21 protein-coding genes are annotated in these 22,185 nt (G+C 54.2%); 11 read left to right on the top strand and 10 right to left on the bottom strand.

All coding sequences use genetic code 11. The features are described 5' to 3' along the window. Nucleotides 1-39: 39 nt before the first annotated feature. From J3456_RS15925 to J3456_RS15915, 3 genes are read right to left on the bottom strand one after another with little or no spacing between them, the layout of a single operon-like run. Nucleotides 40-1,026 (bottom strand): TRAP transporter substrate-binding protein, encoded by a 987-nt coding sequence (locus J3456_RS15925; RefSeq protein WP_349581123.1) that lies wholly within the window; start codon nucleotides 1,024-1,026, stop codon nucleotides 40-42. 34 nt (nucleotides 1,027-1,060) lie between these two features. Beyond that, nucleotides 1,061-2,698, bottom strand: coding sequence for a hydantoinase B/oxoprolinase family protein (locus J3456_RS15920; protein WP_349581122.1), 1,638 nt, complete (start codon nucleotides 2,696-2,698; stop codon nucleotides 1,061-1,063). Further along, a complete protein-coding gene (locus J3456_RS15915; RefSeq protein WP_349581121.1) occupies nucleotides 2,695-4,761 on the bottom strand; it encodes a hydantoinase/oxoprolinase family protein in 2,067 nt (688 codons plus the stop codon). The genes J3456_RS15920 and J3456_RS15915 overlap by 4 nt, the downstream gene beginning before the upstream one ends. A 169-nt stretch (nucleotides 4,762-4,930) precedes the next feature. Between J3456_RS15915 and J3456_RS15910 the strand changes: the two genes are divergently transcribed. Both J3456_RS15910 and J3456_RS15905 read left to right on the top strand, forming a co-directional pair. Continuing rightward, a complete protein-coding gene (locus J3456_RS15910) occupies nucleotides 4,931-5,617 on the top strand; it encodes an IS6 family transposase (protein WP_349581254.1) in 687 nt (228 codons plus the stop codon). A gap of 59 nt (nucleotides 5,618-5,676) precedes the next feature. Further along, nucleotides 5,677-6,774: a tyrosine-type recombinase/integrase gene (locus tag J3456_RS15905; RefSeq protein ID WP_349581119.1), complete on the top strand. Its 1,098-nt coding sequence runs from the start codon at nucleotides 5,677-5,679 to the stop codon at nucleotides 6,772-6,774. Nucleotides 6,775-6,780: 6 nt separating this feature from the next. Here the strand turns inward: J3456_RS15905 and J3456_RS15900 are convergent, their stop codons facing one another. The 5 genes from J3456_RS15900 to repA form a co-directional block, all read right to left on the bottom strand. After that, nucleotides 6,781-7,116 (bottom strand): type II toxin-antitoxin system RelE/ParE family toxin, encoded by a 336-nt coding sequence (locus tag J3456_RS15900; RefSeq protein WP_349581118.1) that lies wholly within the window; start codon nucleotides 7,114-7,116, stop codon nucleotides 6,781-6,783. Continuing rightward, the gene (locus tag J3456_RS15895) at nucleotides 7,113-7,370 is read right to left on the bottom strand and encodes a type II toxin-antitoxin system ParD family antitoxin (protein WP_349581117.1); all 258 of its coding nucleotides are present in this window, start codon (nucleotides 7,368-7,370) and stop codon (nucleotides 7,113-7,115) included. Before J3456_RS15895 ends, J3456_RS15900 begins: the two co-directional genes overlap by 4 nt. Nucleotides 7,371-8,411: 1,041 nt before the next feature. Then, nucleotides 8,412-9,575, bottom strand: a complete 1,164-nt coding sequence (repC, locus tag J3456_RS15890; protein WP_349581116.1) for a plasmid replication protein RepC — start codon at nucleotides 9,573-9,575, stop codon at nucleotides 8,412-8,414. A 179-nt stretch (nucleotides 9,576-9,754) separates the two neighbouring features. After that, complete coding sequence (repB, locus tag J3456_RS15885) at nucleotides 9,755-10,777, bottom strand: plasmid partitioning protein RepB (protein WP_349581115.1); 1,023 nt, start codon at nucleotides 10,775-10,777, stop codon at nucleotides 9,755-9,757. After that, a complete protein-coding gene (gene repA / locus J3456_RS15880; RefSeq protein ID WP_067941330.1) occupies nucleotides 10,774-11,961 on the bottom strand; it encodes a plasmid partitioning protein RepA in 1,188 nt (395 codons plus the stop codon). The genes repB and repA overlap by 4 nt, the downstream gene beginning before the upstream one ends. Before the next feature lie 374 nt (nucleotides 11,962-12,335). On the opposite strand from repA, the gene J3456_RS15875 reads away from it, so the two are divergent. Beyond that, nucleotides 12,336-12,938 carry an ureidoglycolate lyase gene (locus J3456_RS15875; RefSeq protein WP_349581114.1) on the top strand — a complete coding sequence of 201 codons (603 nt, stop codon included), beginning with the start codon at nucleotides 12,336-12,338 and terminating at the stop codon, nucleotides 12,936-12,938. 7 nt (nucleotides 12,939-12,945) lie between these two features. Here the strand turns inward: J3456_RS15875 and J3456_RS15870 are convergent, their stop codons facing one another. Continuing rightward, nucleotides 12,946-14,031 (bottom strand): LysR family transcriptional regulator, encoded by a 1,086-nt coding sequence (locus J3456_RS15870; RefSeq protein WP_349581113.1) that lies wholly within the window; start codon nucleotides 14,029-14,031, stop codon nucleotides 12,946-12,948. Here J3456_RS15870 and J3456_RS15865 point away from each other — a divergent pair. Genes J3456_RS15865 through J3456_RS15830 form a run of 8 tightly spaced genes read left to right on the top strand, consistent with a single transcriptional unit; the run spans nucleotide 13,924 to nucleotide 21,341 of the window. Next, a complete protein-coding gene (locus tag J3456_RS15865; RefSeq protein WP_349581112.1) occupies nucleotides 13,924-14,862 on the top strand; it encodes an N-carbamoyl-D-amino-acid hydrolase in 939 nt (312 codons plus the stop codon). The two genes, J3456_RS15870 and J3456_RS15865, sit on opposite strands and share 108 nt — an antisense overlap. Continuing rightward, nucleotides 14,859-15,539, top strand: a complete 681-nt coding sequence (locus tag J3456_RS15860; RefSeq protein ID WP_259985922.1) for an aspartate/glutamate racemase family protein — start codon at nucleotides 14,859-14,861, stop codon at nucleotides 15,537-15,539. The genes J3456_RS15865 and J3456_RS15860 overlap by 4 nt, the downstream gene beginning before the upstream one ends. Then, nucleotides 15,536-16,303, top strand: a complete 768-nt coding sequence (gene cuyB / locus J3456_RS15855) for a cysteate racemase (RefSeq protein WP_259985923.1) — start codon at nucleotides 15,536-15,538, stop codon at nucleotides 16,301-16,303. The genes J3456_RS15860 and cuyB overlap by 4 nt, the downstream gene beginning before the upstream one ends. A gap of 11 nt (nucleotides 16,304-16,314) precedes the next feature. Further along, nucleotides 16,315-17,775: a dihydropyrimidinase gene (hydA, locus tag J3456_RS15850; RefSeq protein ID WP_349581111.1), complete on the top strand. Its 1,461-nt coding sequence runs from the start codon at nucleotides 16,315-16,317 to the stop codon at nucleotides 17,773-17,775. A gap of 29 nt (nucleotides 17,776-17,804) precedes the next feature. After that, nucleotides 17,805-18,848 (top strand): TRAP transporter substrate-binding protein DctP, encoded by a 1,044-nt coding sequence (gene dctP / locus J3456_RS15845; protein WP_349581109.1) that lies wholly within the window; start codon nucleotides 17,805-17,807, stop codon nucleotides 18,846-18,848. A gap of 11 nt (nucleotides 18,849-18,859) precedes the next feature. Then, nucleotides 18,860-19,438, top strand: coding sequence for a TRAP transporter small permease subunit (locus tag J3456_RS15840; RefSeq protein WP_349581107.1), 579 nt, complete (start codon nucleotides 18,860-18,862; stop codon nucleotides 19,436-19,438). Nucleotides 19,439-19,442: 4 nt separating this feature from the next. Further along, entirely contained in the window at nucleotides 19,443-20,738 is a 1,296-nt protein-coding gene (locus J3456_RS15835; RefSeq protein WP_243263773.1) for a TRAP transporter large permease, read from the top strand. Nucleotides 20,739-20,741: 3 nt separating this feature from the next. Further along, complete coding sequence (locus tag J3456_RS15830; protein ID WP_349581106.1) at nucleotides 20,742-21,341, top strand: flavin reductase family protein; 600 nt, start codon at nucleotides 20,742-20,744, stop codon at nucleotides 21,339-21,341. A 569-nt stretch (nucleotides 21,342-21,910) separates the two neighbouring features. On the opposite strand, the gene J3456_RS15825 is transcribed toward J3456_RS15830, so the two are convergent. Beyond that, nucleotides 21,911-22,185: hypothetical protein (locus J3456_RS15825; RefSeq protein ID WP_349581105.1), on the bottom strand; the 275-nt coding region annotated here is incomplete at its 5' end.

Here is a 22,185-nt window from a genome sequence, read left to right as displayed (position 1 = left end):
ACGGTGGGGCGGACGTATGGTCCGCCCCGTTGCATCTGCTTACTTACCCGTCTTCTTAGTATAGGCTTCGACAACGGCCTGCGCTTCAGGCGCGGTTTTGAAAAAGTCCGCCCACATCGCCTTCCCTGCTTCGGCCATCTTTGCCTTGAGACTTTCATCAGCGGTAGAAATCACCATGCCGTTTTCGACCAGAACGGCGGTTTGCGCTTCGTCCTCGGCTGCCGAAGCGGCCCAGAAATCCGCTTCCATATCCTCCGCCAGCCCCTCGATTGTCGCGCGTTCTTCATCGGTCAATGCGTTCCATGCATCAAGGTTGACGGTCACAGCATCAGGTGACATGGACCAGTTCAGCGGATTGAAGTTCTCCGTAAACTGGTAAAGCTTCGAGTTGGCGCCGGTCGAGGTCGAGGTGGCGGCTCCATCAACGGTGCCCGCAGCCACGGCTGTCGCCAGTTCTTCAAAGGGCAACTCGACAGGAGCGGCTCCCATCTTTTCGAGGAAAGTGAAGGAGGTCGCGTTGAACGCACGGATGCGCTGACCGGCCATATCATCGGCGCTGACAATCGGCTCTTTGGAGTACACACCCGGCGACGGCCACGGCACGTAGTAAAGAACCTTCTGATTGCGGCGTTCAAAAATTGCGTCATAAGTGGGGCCCGCCACGTCCAGCCAGACCTTCATCTCGTCCTGGCCCTGGATCAGATAAGGCAGAGTATCGACTCCCAAAAACGGCTCTTCACCCGCTTGAAGAAATAGCAGCATGTCGGCCATCTGGACGATTCCGGTTTCCACTGCCACCAGCTTTTCAGTGATTTTCACACCGGTCTCGCCAGACAAATGCACAGTGATATCCACCGAGCCATCTGTCGCCTCGCGCACAGCGTCCGCAAAAGCAATCGCGCTTTCGCCGTGAAAGTTATTGGCTGCCCAAGCGGTCGACATGTCCCATTTGGCTTCCGCGAAGACAGCAGAACTCGTTAGGGTCAACGCGGTCGTTGCCGCAATAATTTTTGTCATCGTTGTCATTGGAGGTTTCTCCTGTTGGATGGGAAGAAGCTTGTTATTCTTTTACTTTATAGAACGTTTGGGCGGCCTCACCTGAGACCAAACCGTCGGACAGATCCTTTTCCAGAATCTTTTTGTTTCGGTGAGCCGGCTCGCCATATCCGCCGCCGCCAGGCGTTTGCAGGATCACGCGTTCCCCTGCCGGAATTCTGTACATGCCCTTGTCGGTCACCTGAGTGCCATCACTGATGGCTACCTTACCGTTTGCACCGCGCTGACCGCCTTGGCGACCTTCGGGCCCGGAATTCAGGCGCTCGAACGCGGCCGCTGACATGAACATATCTTCATTGATGCGAGACCCGATTTCGATGCGTTGACCTAAGCCACCACGATAGCGTCCTGCCCCGCCGCTGTCGCAGATGAATTCCTTGGCGTGATAGATCACAGGAGCTGCAACCTCGGCGGCCTCGACAGGAACCGAGCCGACACCTGAAGGAAAGGCCGTGGTCGACAGACCGTCTGTGCCGGGCCTTGCGCCCATGCCGCCAAGGGCGACATTCAGTGACGAAAATGCGGTCCTTCCCGCGCCCGAAAGCGATAACGTCCACAGAGCACCGGCACTTTCGGCCAAAACCTCGCCAGGCAGAGCCTGTTCAAGGCATCCCAGCATCAAATCAGGCAAGGCCTGCCCGATGACATGGCGCGCCGACACGGGACTGGGCCGTTCAGCACTAACTACTAGGCCTGGCTCGGCGGTAATTGTAATTGCATCAAGTGACGCTTGATTGTTCGGCACTTCGGGCGTCAACAAAGCACGGATGCCGAAGGATGCATAAGCTGCGCTGTAGTTCAGCGGACAGTTGATGCCGCGGACAACGGCAGGCGTAGAACCGGTGAGGTCCACGGAAATGGTGCCATCTCCGATTGTCATACGAGCTTTCAACATGATCGGCGCATCGTAGCCATCAAGCATCATGGTGTTTTCGTAAATACCTTGCGGCGCGCGCGCCAAAGCTTTTTTTGTGCCCATGGCAGAGCGCTCGAAGATGAACGCGGCGATCGATGTCAGATCACCCAGTGCGTATTCTCTCATCAGATTCAGGAGCCGCGCAACACCAGTGTCATTGCACGACAACAGCGACAGGATATCGCCTCTCGCCTCGTGCGGCACGCGCGAGTTTGTTGTGACAATCGCCAGCAGGTCCTCGTTCAGATCTGCACCACGGCGCAAATGCATTACGGGGAAGGTTACGCCTTCTTCATATACCGACGCCGCCTCGGCCGACCAACCGCGCCCGCCAATATCCACGATATGACTGGTCGACGCGAGATAGCCGACAATCTTACCATTCAAAAACGCGGGCGTGACCACGACAAAGTCGAAGACATGCCCTGCTCCCAGCCACGGGTCATTCGTGACCAACGCGTCGCCTGGTTTCAAGCTGTCAGCCTGCACGTGGGCCAGCATCGCCCGTACAGACGCCGCCATCGTGTTCACATGCCCTGGCGTCCCGGTTATGGCCTGAGCGAGCATGTCACCGTTGGCGTCGAACACACCTGCGGACAGATCGCCTGCCTCGCGCACGATTGCGCCAAACGCCGCCCGCATCAGAGCATTGGCTTGCTCCTCACACACTGAAATGAGGCGGTTCCAAAGGACGTTCTGTGCAACGATGTCCAGATTATCGCTCATGCTTCACTCCGGTCCAGAATAAGGTGACCTTCACTGGAGGCGCGCACCGACCATCCGGGGCGGACCAAAGTGGTGGTTTGATCTTCCGCAACAACCGCCGGGCCGTTTACGACATCCGCCCCAAGCGTTGCCCGTTTTACGATTTGATAGCTGACTTGCCTTTGTGCCGCCAGATCGAACACCATACGTGTGGTTTCCGCAGCTTCGGACGGCTGGGGCGTGAAAGGATGCGTGTCCAGGGCCCGTTTCTCACGGGCGGTCAAACTTACAGAGACCAGTTCCACGGGGATGTTTTTCAGCGTAAAGCCGACCAGCACGTTGTACCGCTCGATAAACTCAGCTTCTAACTGATCCACATCTATTCTAAAACTGTCATCGGCGGGATGTTCTAGCACCACCTCAAGACCCTGACCCTGATAGCGCAGCTCGACTTTAACAGTAGTCGTCACCTGGTCCGCAGGCGCAGCTTCACCTACGATGGAGCGGACATAGGACAGCTGGGCCGCAACGCGCTGTGTCAATTCAACTGCGTCAACATCGTGCAACAGCTCCATCACCGAAATTGCACTCTCGAACGCCACAGGAGAGCGCAAGAACCCCACCGCAGAACCGACGCCCGCGTTTTGGGGAACGATGATCCGCCTGATACCTAGCTTTTCTGCGATGCGCGCTGCATGAAGCGCGCCGCCCCCCCCCGTGACCAGCAGATCAAAGGAGGCGATGTCGTGGCCCAGTTCGATCCCGTGAACTCGTGCTGCATTAGCCATTGCCTCGTCGGCCAATTCGATGATCCCGGCGGCTGCGGTTTCGACATCTTCGATGCCCATCGGGGTTTGCACATGACGGGCAATGGAGTTTGGCGCATTGGCTGGCGTTAGCGAAATCATCCCACCTGCGAACCCTTCAGCTGCAATGTTGCCGACGGTTAGATGCGCGTCGGTGATCGTCGCATCTTTGCCCCCCCTACCATATGCTGCCGGTCCTGGGTCTGACCCTGCACTGCGCGGTCCAACCTTGAGGCGTCCCAGCGTATCTACAGCGGCGATAGAGCCGCCACCAGCGCCGATCTCGACCAGCTCAACCGTGGGAACACGCACTGGCAAACCGCTGCCCTTTACATCGCGCCATGCGCGGGCCACTTCGAACCGGCGTGTGGTTTGCGGATTGCCGTTGCGGATAAAACAGATTTTTGCAGTGGTGCCCCCGATGTCCAGCGACAAGGTCTTGGTTGAGCCGACCTCGCGCGCCACATGCGCCGCCAGCGCAACACCACCTGCCGGACCACTTTCTACCAATCGGATCGGAAAACGCATGGCCTGTTCCAGCGTGGTCAGGCCGCCACCGGAAAGCATCATGAGGAACGATCCGCCAAAACCCAAACCGTTTAGCTCGTATTTGAGCGCACCGAGATACTGAGACATCAATGGGCGCACGTAAGCATTGGCGCAGACAGTAGAAAACCTTTCATATTCGCGGATTTCGCAAGCAACATCTGCACTTCGACAGATCGTTACGGTACCACCCAACGTCTGCTGCAAACGATCCGCAACATATTCTTCATGAGCAGGGTTGCGATAGGAATGCAGGAATCCGATGGCCACCGCCTCGACGTCTTGGCTTTTGATCTTTGCGGCAAGTGCGTCAATCTCTGTGTCCTGCGGTGCTTGAAGGACGGAACCGTCTGCCAGGATCCGCTCTTGCAGACCTAGGCGGAGCGGCCGGTCAACCAGCGAGGTCGGCATTTCGATATTCAGGTCGTACTGCTCGAACCGCTTTTCGTAACGCATGTCCAGCACGTCGCGGAACCCGGCCGTTGTGATGAATGCCGTCTTTGCACCACGACGTTCGATCAGCGCATTTGTAGCCAATGTGGTGCCATGAATAACGACAGAGATATCAGCATGGGATTTACCAAGATCCGACAGTAGGCGCCCTACACCTTCCAGCGCTCCACGATCAGGCGCATCCGGGGTGGTTAATACTTTAACAGAGCTGAGCCCTGTTGCAGTCTCAGCCACGACATCTGTGAACGTGCCGCCAATATCTATCGAAATCTTTACCATTCGAAAATAAGTACGTACTTATGATTTTAAGTCAACCTAATTTTCACGTCAAAGGCTCTTACTTTGTGAGGGAACGCATCTGGTTCTGTCGCAAAGTTTTCGCGGTTGGTTGGACTGGCTCGCGCGTGGTAGGAGCGCACTTTTGGGTTTTGAAAGCGAGCACCCAACCGTGACGATTGATTTCAAAGGTAACCATTTCCCAAAGAGCGTGATCCTTTATGCTGTGTTTTTCTATGTCCGCTATGGTGTCTCGTATCGGGATCTTGAGGAGATCATGGCCGAACGCGGAGTTGAAGTCGATCATGCGACGCTGAACCGCTGGGTGGTAAAATTCTCGCCGCTGATCGCTGCAAGGGCGCAGGCCAGAAAGAAGCCGACAGCCATCTCTTGGCGGATGGACGAGACCTACATCAAGGTTCGCGGCAAGTGGACCTATCTGTACCGTGCTGTAGATCGGGACGGTCAAACCCTTGATTTTATGCTGTCTGAGCGCCGCGATACAGCTGCCGCGCGAAGGTTCTTCAAGCGAGCTGTTGGCACCAACGGTGTCCCAGACCGTATTGCCATCGACAAGAGCAACGCCAACTTAGCTGGTCTGCAAAGTCTAAACGTCATCCTCAAATTCACGGGGGTTGGTCGGATCATCAACATCGTTCAATCCAAATACATCAACAATATCATCGAGCAGGATCATCGCTTCATCAAACGGATCACACGGTCGATGCTCGGCTTCAAAGCGTTCCATTCTGCGGCAGCAACGCTAGCTGGGATCGAAACCGCGCATATGATCCGTAAGGGCCAGCTAGCACAAACAGGTATCACGGCATTCAAGCAGTTCGCGGCCCTCGCAGCATAATTGTGTCCACGGAAGACTCCTCTTCTGCCAGGCGAAATCTTTGCGACAGAACCGGAAATATGGCCACAGAGAACGAGAAGTTGAGCTCAGCACGCCCTAGTACCTCCGAAGATGCTCAGGGTGACGCGAGAGATCATGAGAAAAGTGATGGCATCACCCTGCCCTCGCATGTGGCTGGCTCAGGCACCCTCGATCAGCTGGTAGAAACCGCACGCGGCTATGCAGAGCAGGCGGCCTCTGAGAACACCCTGAAGGCCTATGCGAAAGACTGGGCGCACTTTGCCCGCTGGTGCAGACTTAAGGGAACAGACCCTTTGCCGCCGTCGTCTGAGATGATCGGGCTCTACCTTGCCAACTTGGCGGCACCCACGGGAAAGGCCCCTGCCCTCTCAGTCTCGACCATCGAGCGCCGTCTTTCTGGTCTGAGCTGGAACTACAAGCAACGCGGCTTCAACCTCGAACGCAAGAACCGCCATATCGCCTCCGTGCTGGCCGGCATCAAACGCAAACACGCCCGTCCGCCGGTGCAGAAGGAGGCGATCCTGGCCGAGGACATTCTCGCGATGGTTGCCACCTTGCCCTACGACCTGCGCGGTCTGCGAGACCGGGACATCCTACTGATCGGCTATGCGGGCGGTCTGCGTCGGTCCGAGATCGTCAGCTTGGATGTCCACAAAGACGACACACCAGATTCAGGCGGTTGGATCGAGATCCTAGAAGAGGGTGCCCTGCTCACGCTGAACGCCAAGACCGGCTGGCGTGAGGTTGAGATTGGTCGCGGGTCTAGCGACCAGACCTGCCCCGTGCACGCACTCGAACAATGGCTGCACTTCGCCAAGATCGACTTCGGTCCGGTCTTTGTCGGCACCTCGCGGGATGGCAAGCGTGCCACGGAGACAAGACTGAACGACAAGCATGTCGTGCGGCTGATCAAGCGCACGGTCCTGGACGCCGGCATCCGGGCGGACCTGCCTGAGAAAGACCGGCTCGCGCTGTTTGCAGGCCATTCGCTGCGTGCCGGCCTCGCCAGTTCGGCAGAGGTTGATGAACGCTATGTCCAGAAGCAGCTCGGCCACGCTTCGGCCGAAATGACCCGCCGCTATCAACGCCGGCGCGACCGGTTCCGCGTGAACCTGACAAAGGCAGCCGGGTTGTGACGTGGATCAGCAGGCTTCGGACTTCAAAGGCGAAAGTGAGGCAACATGGCGAGGGAGATCGCTCCGGGACTGGAAGATACCCACGATGGTGACCTCGTCCGATCGATCTAGAAAAACCAAGAAATGCTCCCCTGCCCTCATGAACCGTAGGTCTTCGACATCATCAACAAGAACTGCGCAACTCCGACTCTGGGCTTGGCCATTCAGAATACGTTCACAGCAGTTGAGCAATTCGGCCTCGTAAAGCTCCGCTTCGCGCTGGCCGAAAGTTTTGATCGTCCAACTGACGATTTCAGTGAGGCTGTCTTCCGCACGTCGGGACAGCCGGAAGGATCGGCTCATGAACGCGCGCGCGCAGCCGCAAAGGCCCTACAGATCGCATCTTTGTCCCTGCCCTCCGCATAATCATCCACCTTGGCTTGCGCCAGACCTTCGAGAAGCCCCTGACGGATCCCCATGATCTGCGCCTCCTCCTGCTCGAGCAGCCTCAGGCCAGCGCGCATGGCTTCACTCACATTCTGGTAGCGCCCGGACGCCACCAGTGCTTGAACCAGATGGTCTTGGGTTTTGGTCAGGACAACGTTGCGTGTCACCATGGGTCAGATCTCCTTTATTGGCAATATATGCCAACGCCAGTTAATGATCAATCCGTCAGGCCGCCTGCCCACTGTGCCTACCATAGAAGCTATCCTAGAGATGCAGCTTCCCCGCCCCGATCGTGATCGGATCATCCGGGATGCCACCGTGATCTGACACTTCAGGCGCTGGCAGAGCTCGCGCTTGGCCAGCAAGTTGGCATGAAGTCCTTGGAACAGTTCCGTCGCAAAGTTCGCATTGTCACGCTGTAGCTGGCTGCCTGCCTGCCTCTCACGCAGCAAGGCTGGAATAGAACGCGGACGGGAAGCCTTCGCCGAGTTTCCTTTTCCGGGTCATGTGCGCTGTTTCTATCTGGTCCAAAGTTGAACTTTCCGATTCGGGGTGACTTGAAACCCACCATCGGCTGAATGGTTCTTGTCACGCCGCGATTGTCCTGCTTGACGACATTGTGTGGGGCTTCTGCCGCCATCGCATAGTTCACGACCCAGCGGTTCAATGTCGCATGGTCGACCACGACGTCGCGTCCAGCTGAAAGAACATCACACCAGAGTTTCCGACAGAGCCGGCCTCGTCTCGTGTTAGGGCGCCATCCACGCGTTTTAGCACGACAACAGCTACCCTTCGATCGTATGCTGGGCGACTGGTAGTCCGCTGGAGCCTTCAAGGCAGAAGCACCTTACCTAGGCACGTCGGGAGCATAAGCAGGCGTTTCATGCGCGGGTTTCCTAGACTGATGGCCTTGACGATTGAGGGTGGATTGCCCGACCTTATACGCAACTACGCCCGCCTCAGACCACGCCCAAACACAAAGACCAGCTTACGACTTGGTCACATGTTGGACCTTTGATTGCGGTGCATCGCGTAAATCTGATCGTTGTTTGCTCTCCTAGTGAGAGAAGCAGCGCTGAAGGTGTGCTCTTAGAAATTCCGTCATTTTTTGCTAGAAACCAGAAAATTTAGAGGCTCAGGGTTGCTCTGTTCACAGCTGTGAACAGCAATAGGGGAGGGGGACAGTTCAGCAAAATTTCACAGCTGTGAACTTACCCCTGCCGCACCTGCAATGCGCGGATCATAGCGCCGCAGGAAAATAAACCGTTCTCGGCCTTTCGTGTAAGCGAACGCAGATAGGCCGATGGGCTTTTGATCTCGCCAAATCTTTCGAGCATCGCAGCAAGTGTCGTTGCAGCTTGCGCTGTGCCCATTCGAGATTGAGCTTCCTTCCAAACCTGTCTGGTAATTCCCATCATTGGGCTAACAGCATCAGAAAGTCTTACAAGATCATCCCAATGCCGTACGGAGCTTGGAGCGAATGTTTGTATCTCTTTGCAGGTGCTCAACACTAGTTTTATTGGAGGCGCTTGGTGCGATGATCTATGGTTTACCGTCGGAGCTTCATTTGCGCCGTTTTCTGCTTCTTCTCTATTATCTATATATTCTTTATTTGAACTATGATGGTGCTGCTCAATATTAGCGCCGCTGGTGCTAATATTGTCTGATTGTGGCGCGTCGATACAGGTTTTGACTTCTTCCAGTGCTGCCATCATTTTTGCTTCGAGAACATTTAAATCTTCGAAGCTTAGTCTTCTGCGCAGGTCACGGGCCGTGAGCAGGGAGAGGTCGCTCATACGGTCCCACAAGGCCAGGTCGGGCTTCAATGACAGCCCATAGGCGACGAAACCTGCAAGGTCGCGGCGCATTAGGCTGACGGTCTCGCGCAGGCGTTTGCAGCGAGCCTCTGCATGGGCAAGTTTTTCCGCGATTTCCCTGAACTCATCAAAGCGCGCGGCAAGTGGAGTAAGGTCAAACCCGTAGGCTAGCTTTGCGCCACAATGATAACGCACGTAGCGTTTGCCGTTTGGGCTGTCGCGGCGAACGATAATGCCAGCGTCTACTAGGCGGGCAATGTGCCGCCTCATGGTAGAGCTAGGCATACCGTTCAATCGTTCGCAGATCGCAGCATTAGAAGGATAAACAATTGCAGGCTGGGAGCCCGATCCAATTGCTGTTTCGGGGTGGAACCCGAGCAGCGTTTGCAAAACGGTGAGGTCACGGTCGGATAGGCCAAAGTGTTGGCGCGCGGCGGCGAGATTGCGCAGGGCGTGCCATTTGTTGACTTCTGCGGCGGGTCGGTCCGCCAGTGCATGGCGTTCCAATTGGACAGCAGTTATCGGTCGCCGGAATGACGATACGGGTGTGTATTCCATTTTCATGTACACGAAGACAAAAATATAGCGGTCCGCGAATCACTTTGGACTTGCGAATTAGGGCTCCGACCACTAGCTTGAAGGTGCTAGAAACAAGTCTGGGTCTCGTGGAGCGTCGTCTTTGCGGGACCTTTTCTTTTAGTCTTTCTCGTGTCTCCCTTTCATTGTTGCTCTATTCCTCAGTCGTCGCGGTGTTGAATCCAACGCGCGTGAAGTTCTTCGATCAGATCCTGCCCGTGAGACTCGATCCAATCGGCAAATGGGCCTTTTCCCAAGTCGAGCGATACCCCCTTATCGGATCGCACTAGCTTGGCTGCTGATCTGCCATCAACGGACAGATCAACACTAAGTTTGGGTTTGCGAGCAGGGGCCTGTTTCACCTTTGTCGCAGGGCTGTCGGGCATGGCTGCGGCCTTAAAGACGGCTTCGAAGGCGCGTATGGATGCGTCGTTGGGTTCGTTCTGAGCCAGGCTGTCGCCTACTACGATCGACGCCTCGGCTTCATTGCGAACGGTTTCGGCAATCTTGATCAACCGATCCGGGTTGGTCCGACCTGCCTCAATGGCTTTGCCAAGAGCCTCCCATCGAGGGCGGCCGATACCATGAGCAGGGCCGATAGCGCGGATCAGGTCGCGGCCTATCAGTTCCGCAATGGATATGGCCATCGAGACAGAAGACTTTGTAACCGTAAGCACCTCGGCGACTTGCGTTTGGTTGCCAAAGCCGGTTTCAACAAGTTCTTGTGCGAACAGAGCCCGTTCGATGAATGACAGGTCACGGCGCGCCATGTTCTCGGAAATTTGTGCACGAACGGCGGCATCTTCGCCCATACTGGCGATCAATGCGCGGACGGTCTCTATTTTGCTTGAATTGCGGATCGCCTGAAGTCTGCGCCGCCCGTAAACCAGCAGGTAGCGGTCGGGAGTCGTGGGGTGCCGGCGCACAAGAATTGGCACCGTTTGGCCATTAGTCTCTATAGCGTCACGCAAATCAGCCATGTCGCCGACGTCGAGGCGGTCCGCGATTCTGTCATCTTCGATCGTGTCAGGGTCGAGATCCCACACCTGATGCGAATCTACGGCATCGCGTGCAGAGCGCAGCGCGCGGTTCGTGGACATCATCGAGGATCCGGGGGCAGGGGGGGTATGCCCTGCCGCTGATAGCCCGTCGAGCATTGTCATGCGTTTTTTCTTGGTCGTCATGGACGTCCCCACGTCTGCTGGATTAGTTCAGCGATTTCATCGTTGACGGCATTGAGGCTTTCGACTGCACGGTCATAGGTGGAGCGGGTGAAGGCGCTGCGCTCGACTTCGTATAGGGTCTGCTTAGTGAGCCCCGCGTCTGAAATTGCTGTCGACTTAAGTTGCGGCGCGTTCAGCACTTTGTCGCCGTACATGGTCCGCAGAAAGGCAACGATCCGATTCTGCGGCGCGTCTGCGGGTTCGTAGCGGGTGAGCAGGTAGCGCATCCAGTCATGGCTCATGTCGGCGCCGGATTCAGCGATCACGTCCATCAGGTCGGCAGTCATACGCAGGAACTGCGACATCGACATCACGTCAAGCATTTCGGGGTGGATCGTGACCATCACGCCAGTTGCGGCCGACAGGGCAGACATGGTTAGGAAACCAAGTTGGGGCGGACAGTCGATTACGACCACATCGTACTCGGAATCCACCTGCATTAGAGCCTCTTTTACGCGGAAAAAGAATAGTCCTGCCTTGCCCTGCGACAAGGCGCGTGGGGTTTCGTGTTCGAACTCCATCAGCTCAAGGTTGCCTGGGATCAGATCAAGATTGGGAATGTAGGTCTTGCGGATTACATCGGCGATGGGCACGGGGGATTCGTACCTGATGGCGTCGTATAAAGTGCCACCGTCTTGTAGGTCGAATTCAGGCTGCACACCGTGCAGAGCGGTCAGGGACGCCTGAGGGTCAAGGTCAATGGCAAGCACCCGATACCCCTTAAGCGCAAGGCGTTGAGCAAGGTGGGCGGAGCTCGTCGTTTTGCCGGATCCCCCCTTAAAATTCATTACACCAATGACTTGAAGCTTGTCACCTTCGCGTCGTCCGGGCAGGTAATCTCCCGGTTTGCGCGCAGTTTTTTCGAGCAGGATGCGTAGGTCCTGAATATCATACACTGAATAGTGTCGCCGGTTGCCCGGTGTAAGGGCAGGGGAGGGTCCGCGCCCTTCAAGGTGAAGTTTGCGTAAGTAGCTGTCGTTCACGCCAAGCAACGCCGCAGCCTCACCAGAGGTGAAGGTACGCATGGTTTTCTGCGCATTCGGGGGAAACAGGTTCTCGCGCTGCGAATGCAATTGGCCGGACAGCCATTCCGCATGTTGCCTGATGATGGAATTCAGGTCATCCGTTTGTTCTATACTGCTCATCTACCCTCGATCCCCGTCCCGTGTTCACGGAACATGGCGTTTATCGCCTTGTTTCCGTGACTATTGACGAAAGGCTGAGAGTCGCGCAAGTATTTTCTACATGTAATGCTCCTAACAGGGAAATTGCCACGCTTGAGACTGCGAGCCGGCAGAAAAGGGCGGCCTCAGGCGAAAACAGCCGGGCGTAGGGATTTAGATAGCATTTCGCCTGACTGCTGATCCAATAATGTAAACTTATTGGACGTAATAATGCGCCTTAATGTGAGGCGGTTTGAGCTTTATTTTCTATATAAAAGCGCCGCCGTGGGAATGTGCTGTGCCCAGCTAAAAGCCGGTCACAGAAGGCTGACTAGAGTTTCTGTCAACGCACGCTAATGCCCAAAAAAACCGATGCTTGTCGCGCGCAGTCGATTAATGCAACAGTGCCGTCCATAGATTGTTGCCCTATCGGCCTCTGGAAAGCCATGATTGTAGACCCAAACGAGCCTATTGCATTGATCCCAATTGAGGATGCCTGTCCTGAAAGCTTTGCTCAGTTTGGTGATCTCGTAGAACCACCAGTTGGTGGCGGCCGGGTAACTATCCCCACCTCCCTAACACCGGCCATCACCGATGGGGGGCCAACATTGACGTTCATTACTTTAAGTCCGGCCACCTTAGAGATTGAGCGCTCGGCAAAACTCGAGCGACACCCATTTTCAGTGCAAGTTTTCATTCCACTCGGTGATGCACCGATGGTCTGCATTGTTGCGAACGATGGCTCGCCGACCGAACGGGGAGGTAGTAGCCTACGGGCGTTTCGAACCCGACAGGGTCAAGCGGTTGTATTACGAGAGGGGACTTGGCACTTAGGTATGATGTGCGAAGGCGAGGAAATGGTCGCTGCCACCTTCATCTATCGTCTTGCCAATGGAGAGGATACCGAAACGCTTCCGCTGAAAACTCAACTTCGTTTGTTTTCCTCCTCCACGGACTAATGTGATCCTAGCGAATATGAAGCTTATCGAGGAAATTTCTTGCTGTGATCGATAGAACGTGGCCTCGGCGATGGGTGACGATCCACGGGATACGCCTTTCTGTTGCGATCGGTAGGAAATCAATTTCCTTAACGTTTCCGGCTGTAGCGCTGACCTGATCAGTAAGAGTTGCGCCGACCCCGGCTTCGACGAAACGTAGCGCGTTCCAGACATATCTGACTTCGATCCAGGGCTGTGGTTCTAAGCCGTGATCGTGAAAGACAGAGTGCATGATTTTCCCGATCCCCTCGCTACTAGGATATAGAATCAACCGGTCTTGAGGAACACGTTCGACCTCCATGGTTTCGTGGCCGTGATTAACATCCCAACTTTTCGGCCAAGCGTAACAGATAGATGAAGATTCAAGGGTGACTGCTTCAAGAAATGGGTTGTTTAAGGGTGCGATCGTCAGCCCAAATTCCGCGCTTTCACTTAGGATCATAGAGGCTATCCGTTCGTTGGATGGGGTATCGAATGATATTGGCACTTTAGGAAATGCGTGCTCGAACTCGTCCAGCGCCTTAGGCAGCGGGCCGTAGGCAATAGTGGGGCTACATGCGAAATTAAGTCGGCCCGCCGTGCCCTGTCGTAGACCTTCACCAAAACGCTCTACAGCCTGAAATCCATCGAAGGCCACGCATGCCTTCTTATAGAGCTGATGTGCCTCTTCCGTGGGCACGAGGCGACCGCCTTTGCGTTGGAATAGTTCGATTCCTAGTTGATCTTCGAATTGCCGCAACTGGCCTGATACCGCTGGTTGCGACACTACTAGCAACTTTGCAGCACTCGACGTCGTTCCAGTTTCCATTACCGCCTTGAAGATCTCGAGATGGCGAAGGCGCATGTATAATCCAAACTTATAGATACATGGCTTCTTTGTAATTGGTGTTAATAGATGTGTCACCCCATAAATACCGCGGATGAAAGCTTTCGGAGTAAATGACTTATGAGTCGGATGATTAAAGTAGGCGGCGCCCAACTTGGCCCTATCCAACGTGATGAGAGCAAAAGCTCGGCGGTTTCGCGCATGGTAGCACTCCTTGATCAGGCTCATGCTAAAGGTTGCGGCTTTGTCGTGTTTCCCGAGCTAGCTTTGACTACGTTCTTTCCGCGACACTACATTGAGAATTCGGATGAATTCCGCGCGTTTTATGAGCAGAATATGCCAAATCCGGATGTCAAACCTCTGTTCGAGAAGGCTGCGGAGTATGGTATAGGCTTCTATCTTGGCTATGCTGAAGTTGCTCGGGAAGATGATGAGACCCGCTATTTCAACACGTCTATCTTGGTCGACCAGACGGGGAAAATTGTAGGTAAATATCGCAAAGTTCACCTTCCCGGTCATGCCGAATACGATCCAGAAAGAACCTTTCAGCATCTTGAAAAATACTACTTCGAACCGGGGGATGTTGGGTTCCCGGTTTGGCGCACCATGGACGGCATTTTTGGGATGTGTCTTTGCAATGATCGACGTTGGCCCGAAACTTATAGGGTTATGGGATTGCAGGGGGTGGAATTTGTTGCGCTCGGTTACAATACACCAGCAACCAACTCCCAAAAACCTGAAGAAGGCCCTGAAGAACGTTTGTTTCATAGCGACTTGTCGGTGCAAGCGGGCGCATATCAAAATGCGACCTTCGTTGCCGCCATCGCCAAAGCGGGCGTTGAAGATGGCAACCACCTGATCGGCGGTTCAATTATCGTTCATCCAAATGGTCAGATCATGGCTCGTGCGGAAACTGAGGATGATGAGTTGATCGTCGCCGAATGCGATCTTGATGATACCGTTTTTTATAAAAAGACAATCTTTGATTTCGCCCGTCATCGCCGTCCTGAGCATTATGGTCGCATCGTTGACCAAACCGGTGTGATCCTTCCCGAATGACACGCCGGCTAATAGTCATAAACCCCAACTCAACTGAACGGGTAACAGAGGATATTTCGGTTGCTGTCGAGCCTTTGCGGAACAACAATTTAGACATTGACTGCCAGACCCTGGCGGCAGGGCCAGGAGGGATACTCACCCAACGCGATGCAGATCTCGTGATCGGCCCGCTCATCGATTGGGCGGAGGGTGAAAAGGGAAGCTGTGATGGCATTGTCGTGGCCTGTTACTCCGATCCCGGCGTTCACTCTCTACGAGAGATGCTTGATGTGCCGGTATTTGGTGCTGCTCAAGCGACGTTGGGTTACGTTGGCGCTATGGGGTGTAAAGCGGGGGTGATCTCTTTAAGAAGCGCCTCAGTAGCCCGTCATAATGCTGCCGCGGGAGCGGCAGGATTAACCGGCATACTGGCAGGGGATAGGGCCGCAGATGTTTCAGTGGCTGATCTTGGCGATGATGGAGCTATCGACAAGCTTCTGCGTGCTGCGCATGAGCTGATTGATAAGGACGGAGCTGAGGTCTTAATCTTGGGCTGTTGTGGGATGTCTCGCTTCAGTCAGGCAGTCGCGTCTGAAACGGGGATTCCAGTTCTCGATCCTTCGCTTGTCGCAACGAGTATGGCCTACACCGCAATTTTGGGGAATTACGATACTCCGCCTCGCGGGGGCCGGACGTGACCGATCTCGCTACATTAGGTTATCTGGGCGTTCTCGGCGGAATGGGGCCGGGGGCGACGGCAGATTTCTACCTCAAACTCATTTCAGCGACGGCAGCGTCTAATGATCAAGAGCACGTAGCGACAATAATTCGATCGGTGCCCCAAATTCCTGATCGCTCTGCTGCGATCTCCAAGAAAGCGGAGTCCCCTTTACCGGCCCTATCCAGCGGAATCCGTGAGCTAATATCGAGCGGAGCGAAAGCAATCGCGATACCGTGTAACACCGCCCATTTTTGGTATGAAGATCTTGTGGCGATTAGCACGGTCCCTGTTTTCCATATCGTGGACACAGTGAGAGAGCGCTTAGAAACAACCGCGCGCACTGGTCCCGTTGGGCTTTTAGCAACAGCTGGAACGATCGAAGGAAAAATTTACCAAAATCGCCTTGGAGACCAAAGCGGTTATCAAGTCCTTGTCCCGGAGGAAGAGGATCAGAAAAAGCTAGTCTCGCCCGGCATCGCTGCAGTTAAAGCTGGCGATTTGATCGCGGGGGCTGACCTATTGTCCAAAGCTGCCCGCCGTCTTCAGGAGCGGGGCGCACGATCTGCAATCATGGCTTGCACGGAAATCCCCATTGTTCTGGGCCCTAAAAGCGATGTCGGAATGCCTCTGATCGATGCCACCGATGCGCTTGCCCGACACTGCGTTGAATGGTGGAGGACTTCGAACTCGGCTCGGGTCGATGACCTTCATTTGTCCGGCGCAACAGACAGCAATAGTTGAGGAGAAGAAGCATGGAATTCGATTTGGTGGTAAGAAATGGGACCGTTGTCACTGCTTCGGACCGAACTGATTGTGATGTTGGGATCCGCGATGGTAAGATCGTGGCATTGATGAAAGGCCTGCCTAAAGCTCCCCGAGAGATTGACGCGGCGGGACGCCTCGTATTGCCTGGGGGCGTTGAGGCGCACTGCCACATTGAGCAATCTTCATCTCTGGGAATTCAGACCTCTGATGACTTCGAGAGCGGCTCGATCTCAGCTGCCTTTGGTGGGAACACTACGATTATGCCCTTTGCTGCGCAGCATAAGGGGCAGTCTTTGCTTGATGTCGTCGCTGACTATGAAGGCCGTGCTGCGGCGAAGTCGGTCATTGATTATTCTTATCATCTAATTGTTTCAGACGCGAATGAAGATGTGCTGCACAATCAGCTGCCAAAGCTGATCAAGAAGGGCCTGACATCGTTCAAGGTGTATACCACCTACGAACTCTTGAAGTTGGACGACTATCAAATCCTTGAGGTGTTGAGTGTTGCCCGCCGCGAAGGTGCCTTGGTCATGGTCCATGCGGAAAACCACGATATGATCCGCTGGCTTACCAAGCGATTGCTGGATGCTGGCCATAAAGAGCCAAAGTATCATGGTATTAGCCATTCACGTATCGCCGAAGGCGAGGCCACCAATCGCGCCATCAGTCTTTCGGAACTAGTGGACCAGCCGCTATTGGTTGTTCATGTCTCGTGCCAACAGGCCACAGAAGCAATCCGAGATGCCCAAAGTAAAGGTCTAAAAATCTACGGGGAGACGTGCCCGCAATACTTATTCCTGACGGTAGACGATCTTGATCGGCAAGGTATGGAAGGCGCTATGTTCTGCTGCAGTCCACCGCCACGTGACGCCTCTTCGCAAGAGGCAATATGGACAGGCATTCAGAACGGAACTTTTCAAATTGTCTCCTCAGATCACGCCCCCTATCGATTTGACGAAACTGCTAAGCTCCAAGCTGGACCGGATGCTCCGTTCAATAAGATCGCCAACGGCATTCCCGGGATCGAGTTGCGCATGCCTCTTTTGTTTTCTGAGGGGGTGTGTAAGGGGCGGATCGATCTTCATCGCTTTGTCGAACTGACTTCGACCAACGCGGCGCGGCTTTATGGTCTTTTCCCCCGTAAAGGCACGATCTCGGTGGGAGCCGACGCGGACCTAGCGATCTGGGACCCGGACGTAAAATACACGGTAAGTTGGGACGACCTGCATGACAATGTTGGATACACCCCTTACGCCGGCATGGAACTAACTGGCTGGCCAACAACGGTTATTAATCGCGGCCGGGTCGTTGTGGATCAGGGTCAGTTGAACGCACGTCCGGGAGACGGGACATTTGTTCCACGCGAGCACTCAGACCTAGCAAAGCCACGCGGCACCTTGGTGCGCGAGGTCGATCCTGCCCGAAACTTCGGTGCAGAAATCCTTTAAAATATAAACCAACAGAAGAGGGCGAAATAATGAAAAATATGATGATCGCGAGTTGTGTTGCCACGATGGCAATAACTGGCACGCTGCATGCGGCGGAAGACGTTAAAATTCGTGTGTTGGGCTTCTGGGGCAACCAACCTCAAGTCGACGATGTCGACAGGAAAGTGTGGGAAGGGCTGGCAGAGCAAACAGGTGGAAGAATCCAAACTCAGTATTTGACACTCAATGAAGCGGGTATCAAAGGCGACCAAGCTCTTCGGTTTCTCAAACGAGGAACCTTTGACATCATGACGATTTCAGTCAGCTATGTCAGCGGCGACGAGCCATCGTTGGTAGCCGTCGATCTACCAGCTATCGCATATGATTTTGACACTCTCCGGCAGATTTCAGACTCATATCGCGGTGTGATAGCCGAACGCGTTAAGCCTTATAACGGTGTCTTCCTGACACATTGGCCGTTCAACCCGCAAATCCTGTTCTGTAAGGAGCAAACGGAAAGCTTGGAGGCTTTAGGCGGCGAAAAAGTGCGCGTTAGTGGTGCTCCAGCAGCAGATACGCTGGAAGAACTTGACGCTACGGCAGTCGATCTCACCGGCGGGGAAGTTTACCAAGCGCTTCAGCGCGGGTTGGTTGATTGCGGCACGACAGGCAGCACCTTCGGCTATCGAAACAAATGGCACGAAGTCACTAGCTCGCTCTACGATTTGCCGTTGGGCGGTTATTCTCAAGTGATCCAGGTTGCTAATAAAGATTTCTGGGAGTCACTGAGCGACGAAGACCAGAAGCTTATCAGCAGCAAATTGAGCGAAGCAGAAGAAACGCTTTGGGAGATGGCCCCTGTGGTCCATGAGCAAGGCATTCGCTGCTCTACGGGCGAAGGCGAGTGCGAACTCGGCGGGGAAGCCGGCGGCATGACTTATGCCGATGTGTCCGAAGAGGATCGCGCGAAGTTAGATGGCATTCTGAAATCAGTTATCATTCCGCGTTGGAAAGAAAGCTGCAACGCGTCGTTCCCTGAATGCGGTGAAACCTTTGACGAGACCATAGGTCAAGTGATTGGTATCGCCGACTGATGCCCCTGGATATGAGACACATCGTAAACAAAGTAGAGACTGCTATGGGGGCGGTCTCTACAGCCTTCTGCCTCATAGGTGGCTGGCTTTTAATCGCGCTGTCATTTGCAATCTGCCTTGAAGTGATCCTGCGCAAAGTGTTCAGCATGTCGTTGCAAGGTATCGACGAATATGGTGGTTACGCTCTAGCCGTTACTTCCGCGTTGGGTATGGCTTTCTGCTTTTATGACCATGCTCATATCCGCATCGATCTTTTGGTCCGGCGTTTGCCAAGTCCACTGTTCCGCGCTTCATCTTTCATCGCCATTGCTACTCTAGGCGCAACTGCTTGGTATCTAACCTCGGGCGCTTGGTCGGTGACGCTAGAATCTTGGGAGTTCGGCGCTTTCGCAAATACGCCCTTGCGGACACCTCTTTATATCCCACAGGGAATTTGGGCAGCGGGCTTGACCATTTTCTTTGTCGCTATCGTCGTGAGGCTAATACGCATTGTCATCGCCGTCATGTCCCGAGATTACAAAACCTTGACAGAAACACTGGATCATCAACCTGAAGATGAGGTGGTCGAAGGCGTCCGCGGAGTAGAATAATAACATGTTAATTGCGCTTTTCTTCATTAGTGGGCTTCTGATCCTGCTGTTTTTTGGACTCCATGTAGCCAGCGCGATCGTGCTCTTGGCCGTTGGAGCCGATCTAATCGTTGGCAACGGCATTTTGATCGACTCTCTTGGTTCCATTGCATGGGATCGGATGAATGAATTTTCTCTGGTTGCCATTCCGCTTTTTGTGTTGCTGGGCGAGATTCTGTTGCGCGGGGGGGTTGCCGATAAACTCTATTCTTCCCTAGCGGTCTGGATGGAACGCTGGCCTGGCGGACTGTTGCATACCAATACCGTTGCCAGCACACTTTTCGCCGCCACATCCGGGTCGAGTGTCGCTACGGCCGCAACCATTGGCACAGTCGCGATCCCGACTTTGGAAGAGCGCGGCTACAACAAACGTATGACTTTCGGATCCCTAGCTGCGGGTGGCACGCTAGGCGTGCTCATTCCGCCCAGTATCCTAATGATTGTCTATGGCACGCTTGCTGATATTTCAGTAAGCGAGTTGTTTGTCGCAGCCGTCATACCAGGCTTGATCTTAGCTGGGTTCATGTCTCTAGCTATCGTAGTTGTTTCATTTTTCGTCCCGTCTCCGAAAGCTGCAGAAACACGGGTGCCGTTGCGGGAGAAAATCCGTGCGCTGCGTGAGATCATTCCTACGTTTGTTGTTTTCTTCGTCATTATGGGTAGCATTTATGGCGGTATTGCTACACCGACCGAGGCGGCGGCACTTGGGATCATTTGTGCCCTAGTCCTCGTCGCGATGAATGGGCGACTCTCCGTCGCAATGCTTCATGAAGCATTCCAGGGGGCGTTCCGCACCACTTCCATGATCATTCTGATTATTGTGTCGGCCTTCTGCCTGAACTTTGTGATTTCCATCTTGGGCCTGCCTCAATCGGCGTCCCGGGCGATCTCTGAAGCCGGTTTGTCGCCCTATGTCCTGATCTGGTTGCTCGTTTTGTTCTATCTGCTGCTGGGTTGCTTCCTTGAAGCTGTGGCTATGATGGTCACTACTATCGGTATTGTCGTGCCGATCGTAGTCGCAGCCGGATTCGATCCCTTGTGGTTCGGTATTTTTCTTACAACGATGATGGAGTTGTCTTTGATTACACCTCCTGTGGGGCTAAATCTCTATGTCATCCAGAACCTCCGTCCACGGGGCAGCGACATCAACGATGTGTTCATCGGAGCGGTTCCCTTTATGGGCGCATTCTTTGCGTTCATCGCTTTGATCATCTATTTTCCAGAAATTGTGCTTTGGTTACCTGGTCTTATGGAGAACTAATCCATGTCCTGGCTTTCCTTTTCGCACGACGAGCTTGAAGCTCGTGATCGCTATAAATTGCTCAGCGGAGCGATTGTTCCGAGACCGATCGCATTGATCACGACCATGTCAAAAGATGGAAGTATCAATGCGGCGCCGTTCTCTTTTTTCAACGTTCTGTCAGCCGATCCTGGCATTGTAGCGATAGGCTTAGAAAGCAATGAAGATGGTAGCCTGAAGGACACGTCGCAGAATATCCGCGAGAGCGGAGAGTTTGTGATTAACATGGTTGACCGCCCAATGGCGGACGCGATGAAAATTTGTGCCGAACCTCTTGCGCCCGGAGTTGAAGAGCCTTCTCGGGCTGGCCTTACGACTATCCCTTCGAAGGTTGTGAGGCCGCCGCGACTTGAGGCGAGCCCAGCGTCATTCGAATGCACTAGGCATACCACCTTGGAAATCTCCGCGTCGCGGCAGATTGTTTTAGGTTTGGTTCGGCATCTTCATTTCCGGGAAGGAATTGTTGATCCAACGCGCATGCGGATTGACGTTCATGAGCTCAACCTCATCGGCCGTTTGGCTGGAACGAGTTATGTGGGCATGATGGACGTATTTAGTCTTTGAACTGCTAGAAAGTTTACCTGTAGCTTTAGACTGAAGGACACAGGGGCGGAAATGCAGTCGAAGCAAGTGAAACATCGCCATCTCGAGGTATTTCGCGCAGTCATGCGCACAGGAAACATGGCCGCCGCCCGGCTTCTGGGCTGTAGATTTCCACGCAGAAGTGAGCCGGGTAAGCAGATAATTTCCACTGAGATTTGAGCCATGTGACCTGAGGCTGTTGCATTAACTGGAATCTGGAATTTCTTGAGCTCAATCTAATCTATATCTAGTGGTAAAGTGATATATTTTATGGATATCTGCCTCGGATATGGAATCTTCTAGCGCCAAGTTTTAGCTTGATTGGATTAATGCAACAGTCCCTTTTGTGGACACCGCGCCCCCGCACCTTTTACACGGCCTCACCGAGACCTCTGAGCCTCTGCCAGATCACCCTGAGGGGTTCACATGTAAACACCATTCAGAAATGTCACCGATTGCGCAAAGCAGAAGTGTCACCACAGGTGCTGGCGTGAGCAAGGCTTAGCAGCCCGGAGAGCTAAATATCGGAGGGCTGAAAAGCCTTGCGGGGGTCAGTGAAAGAGCTGGCGTTTCTCTTTCTTTGAAAGGAACGCAGTAAGGCCTTCTTCCTTCACAGTCTTCTCGAACTGTTGCCAGGCGAGGCCATCCGCGATGAACGGATTATCAAACACCGTTGAGGTGCCAAACTCGTTGACGACCTCTAGGATCCAGCCTGGATCGATGTCTGTCTTGTAAATTTCGACCGTCAGAATGTGCCCGTCGATTTCTACGTCGGCGCACAGGTCTGAGAAGATCACTTCAACGTCGTCATCAGCATTCATAAGTT

The sequence above is a fragment of the Sulfitobacter sp. NFXS29 genome, assembly GCF_040148765.1.
Taxonomy (GTDB): Bacteria; Pseudomonadota; Alphaproteobacteria; order Rhodobacterales; family Rhodobacteraceae; genus Sulfitobacter.
Note: the sequence above shows the minus strand (reverse complement) of the source record. Positions and strands in the feature narration are given on the sequence as shown.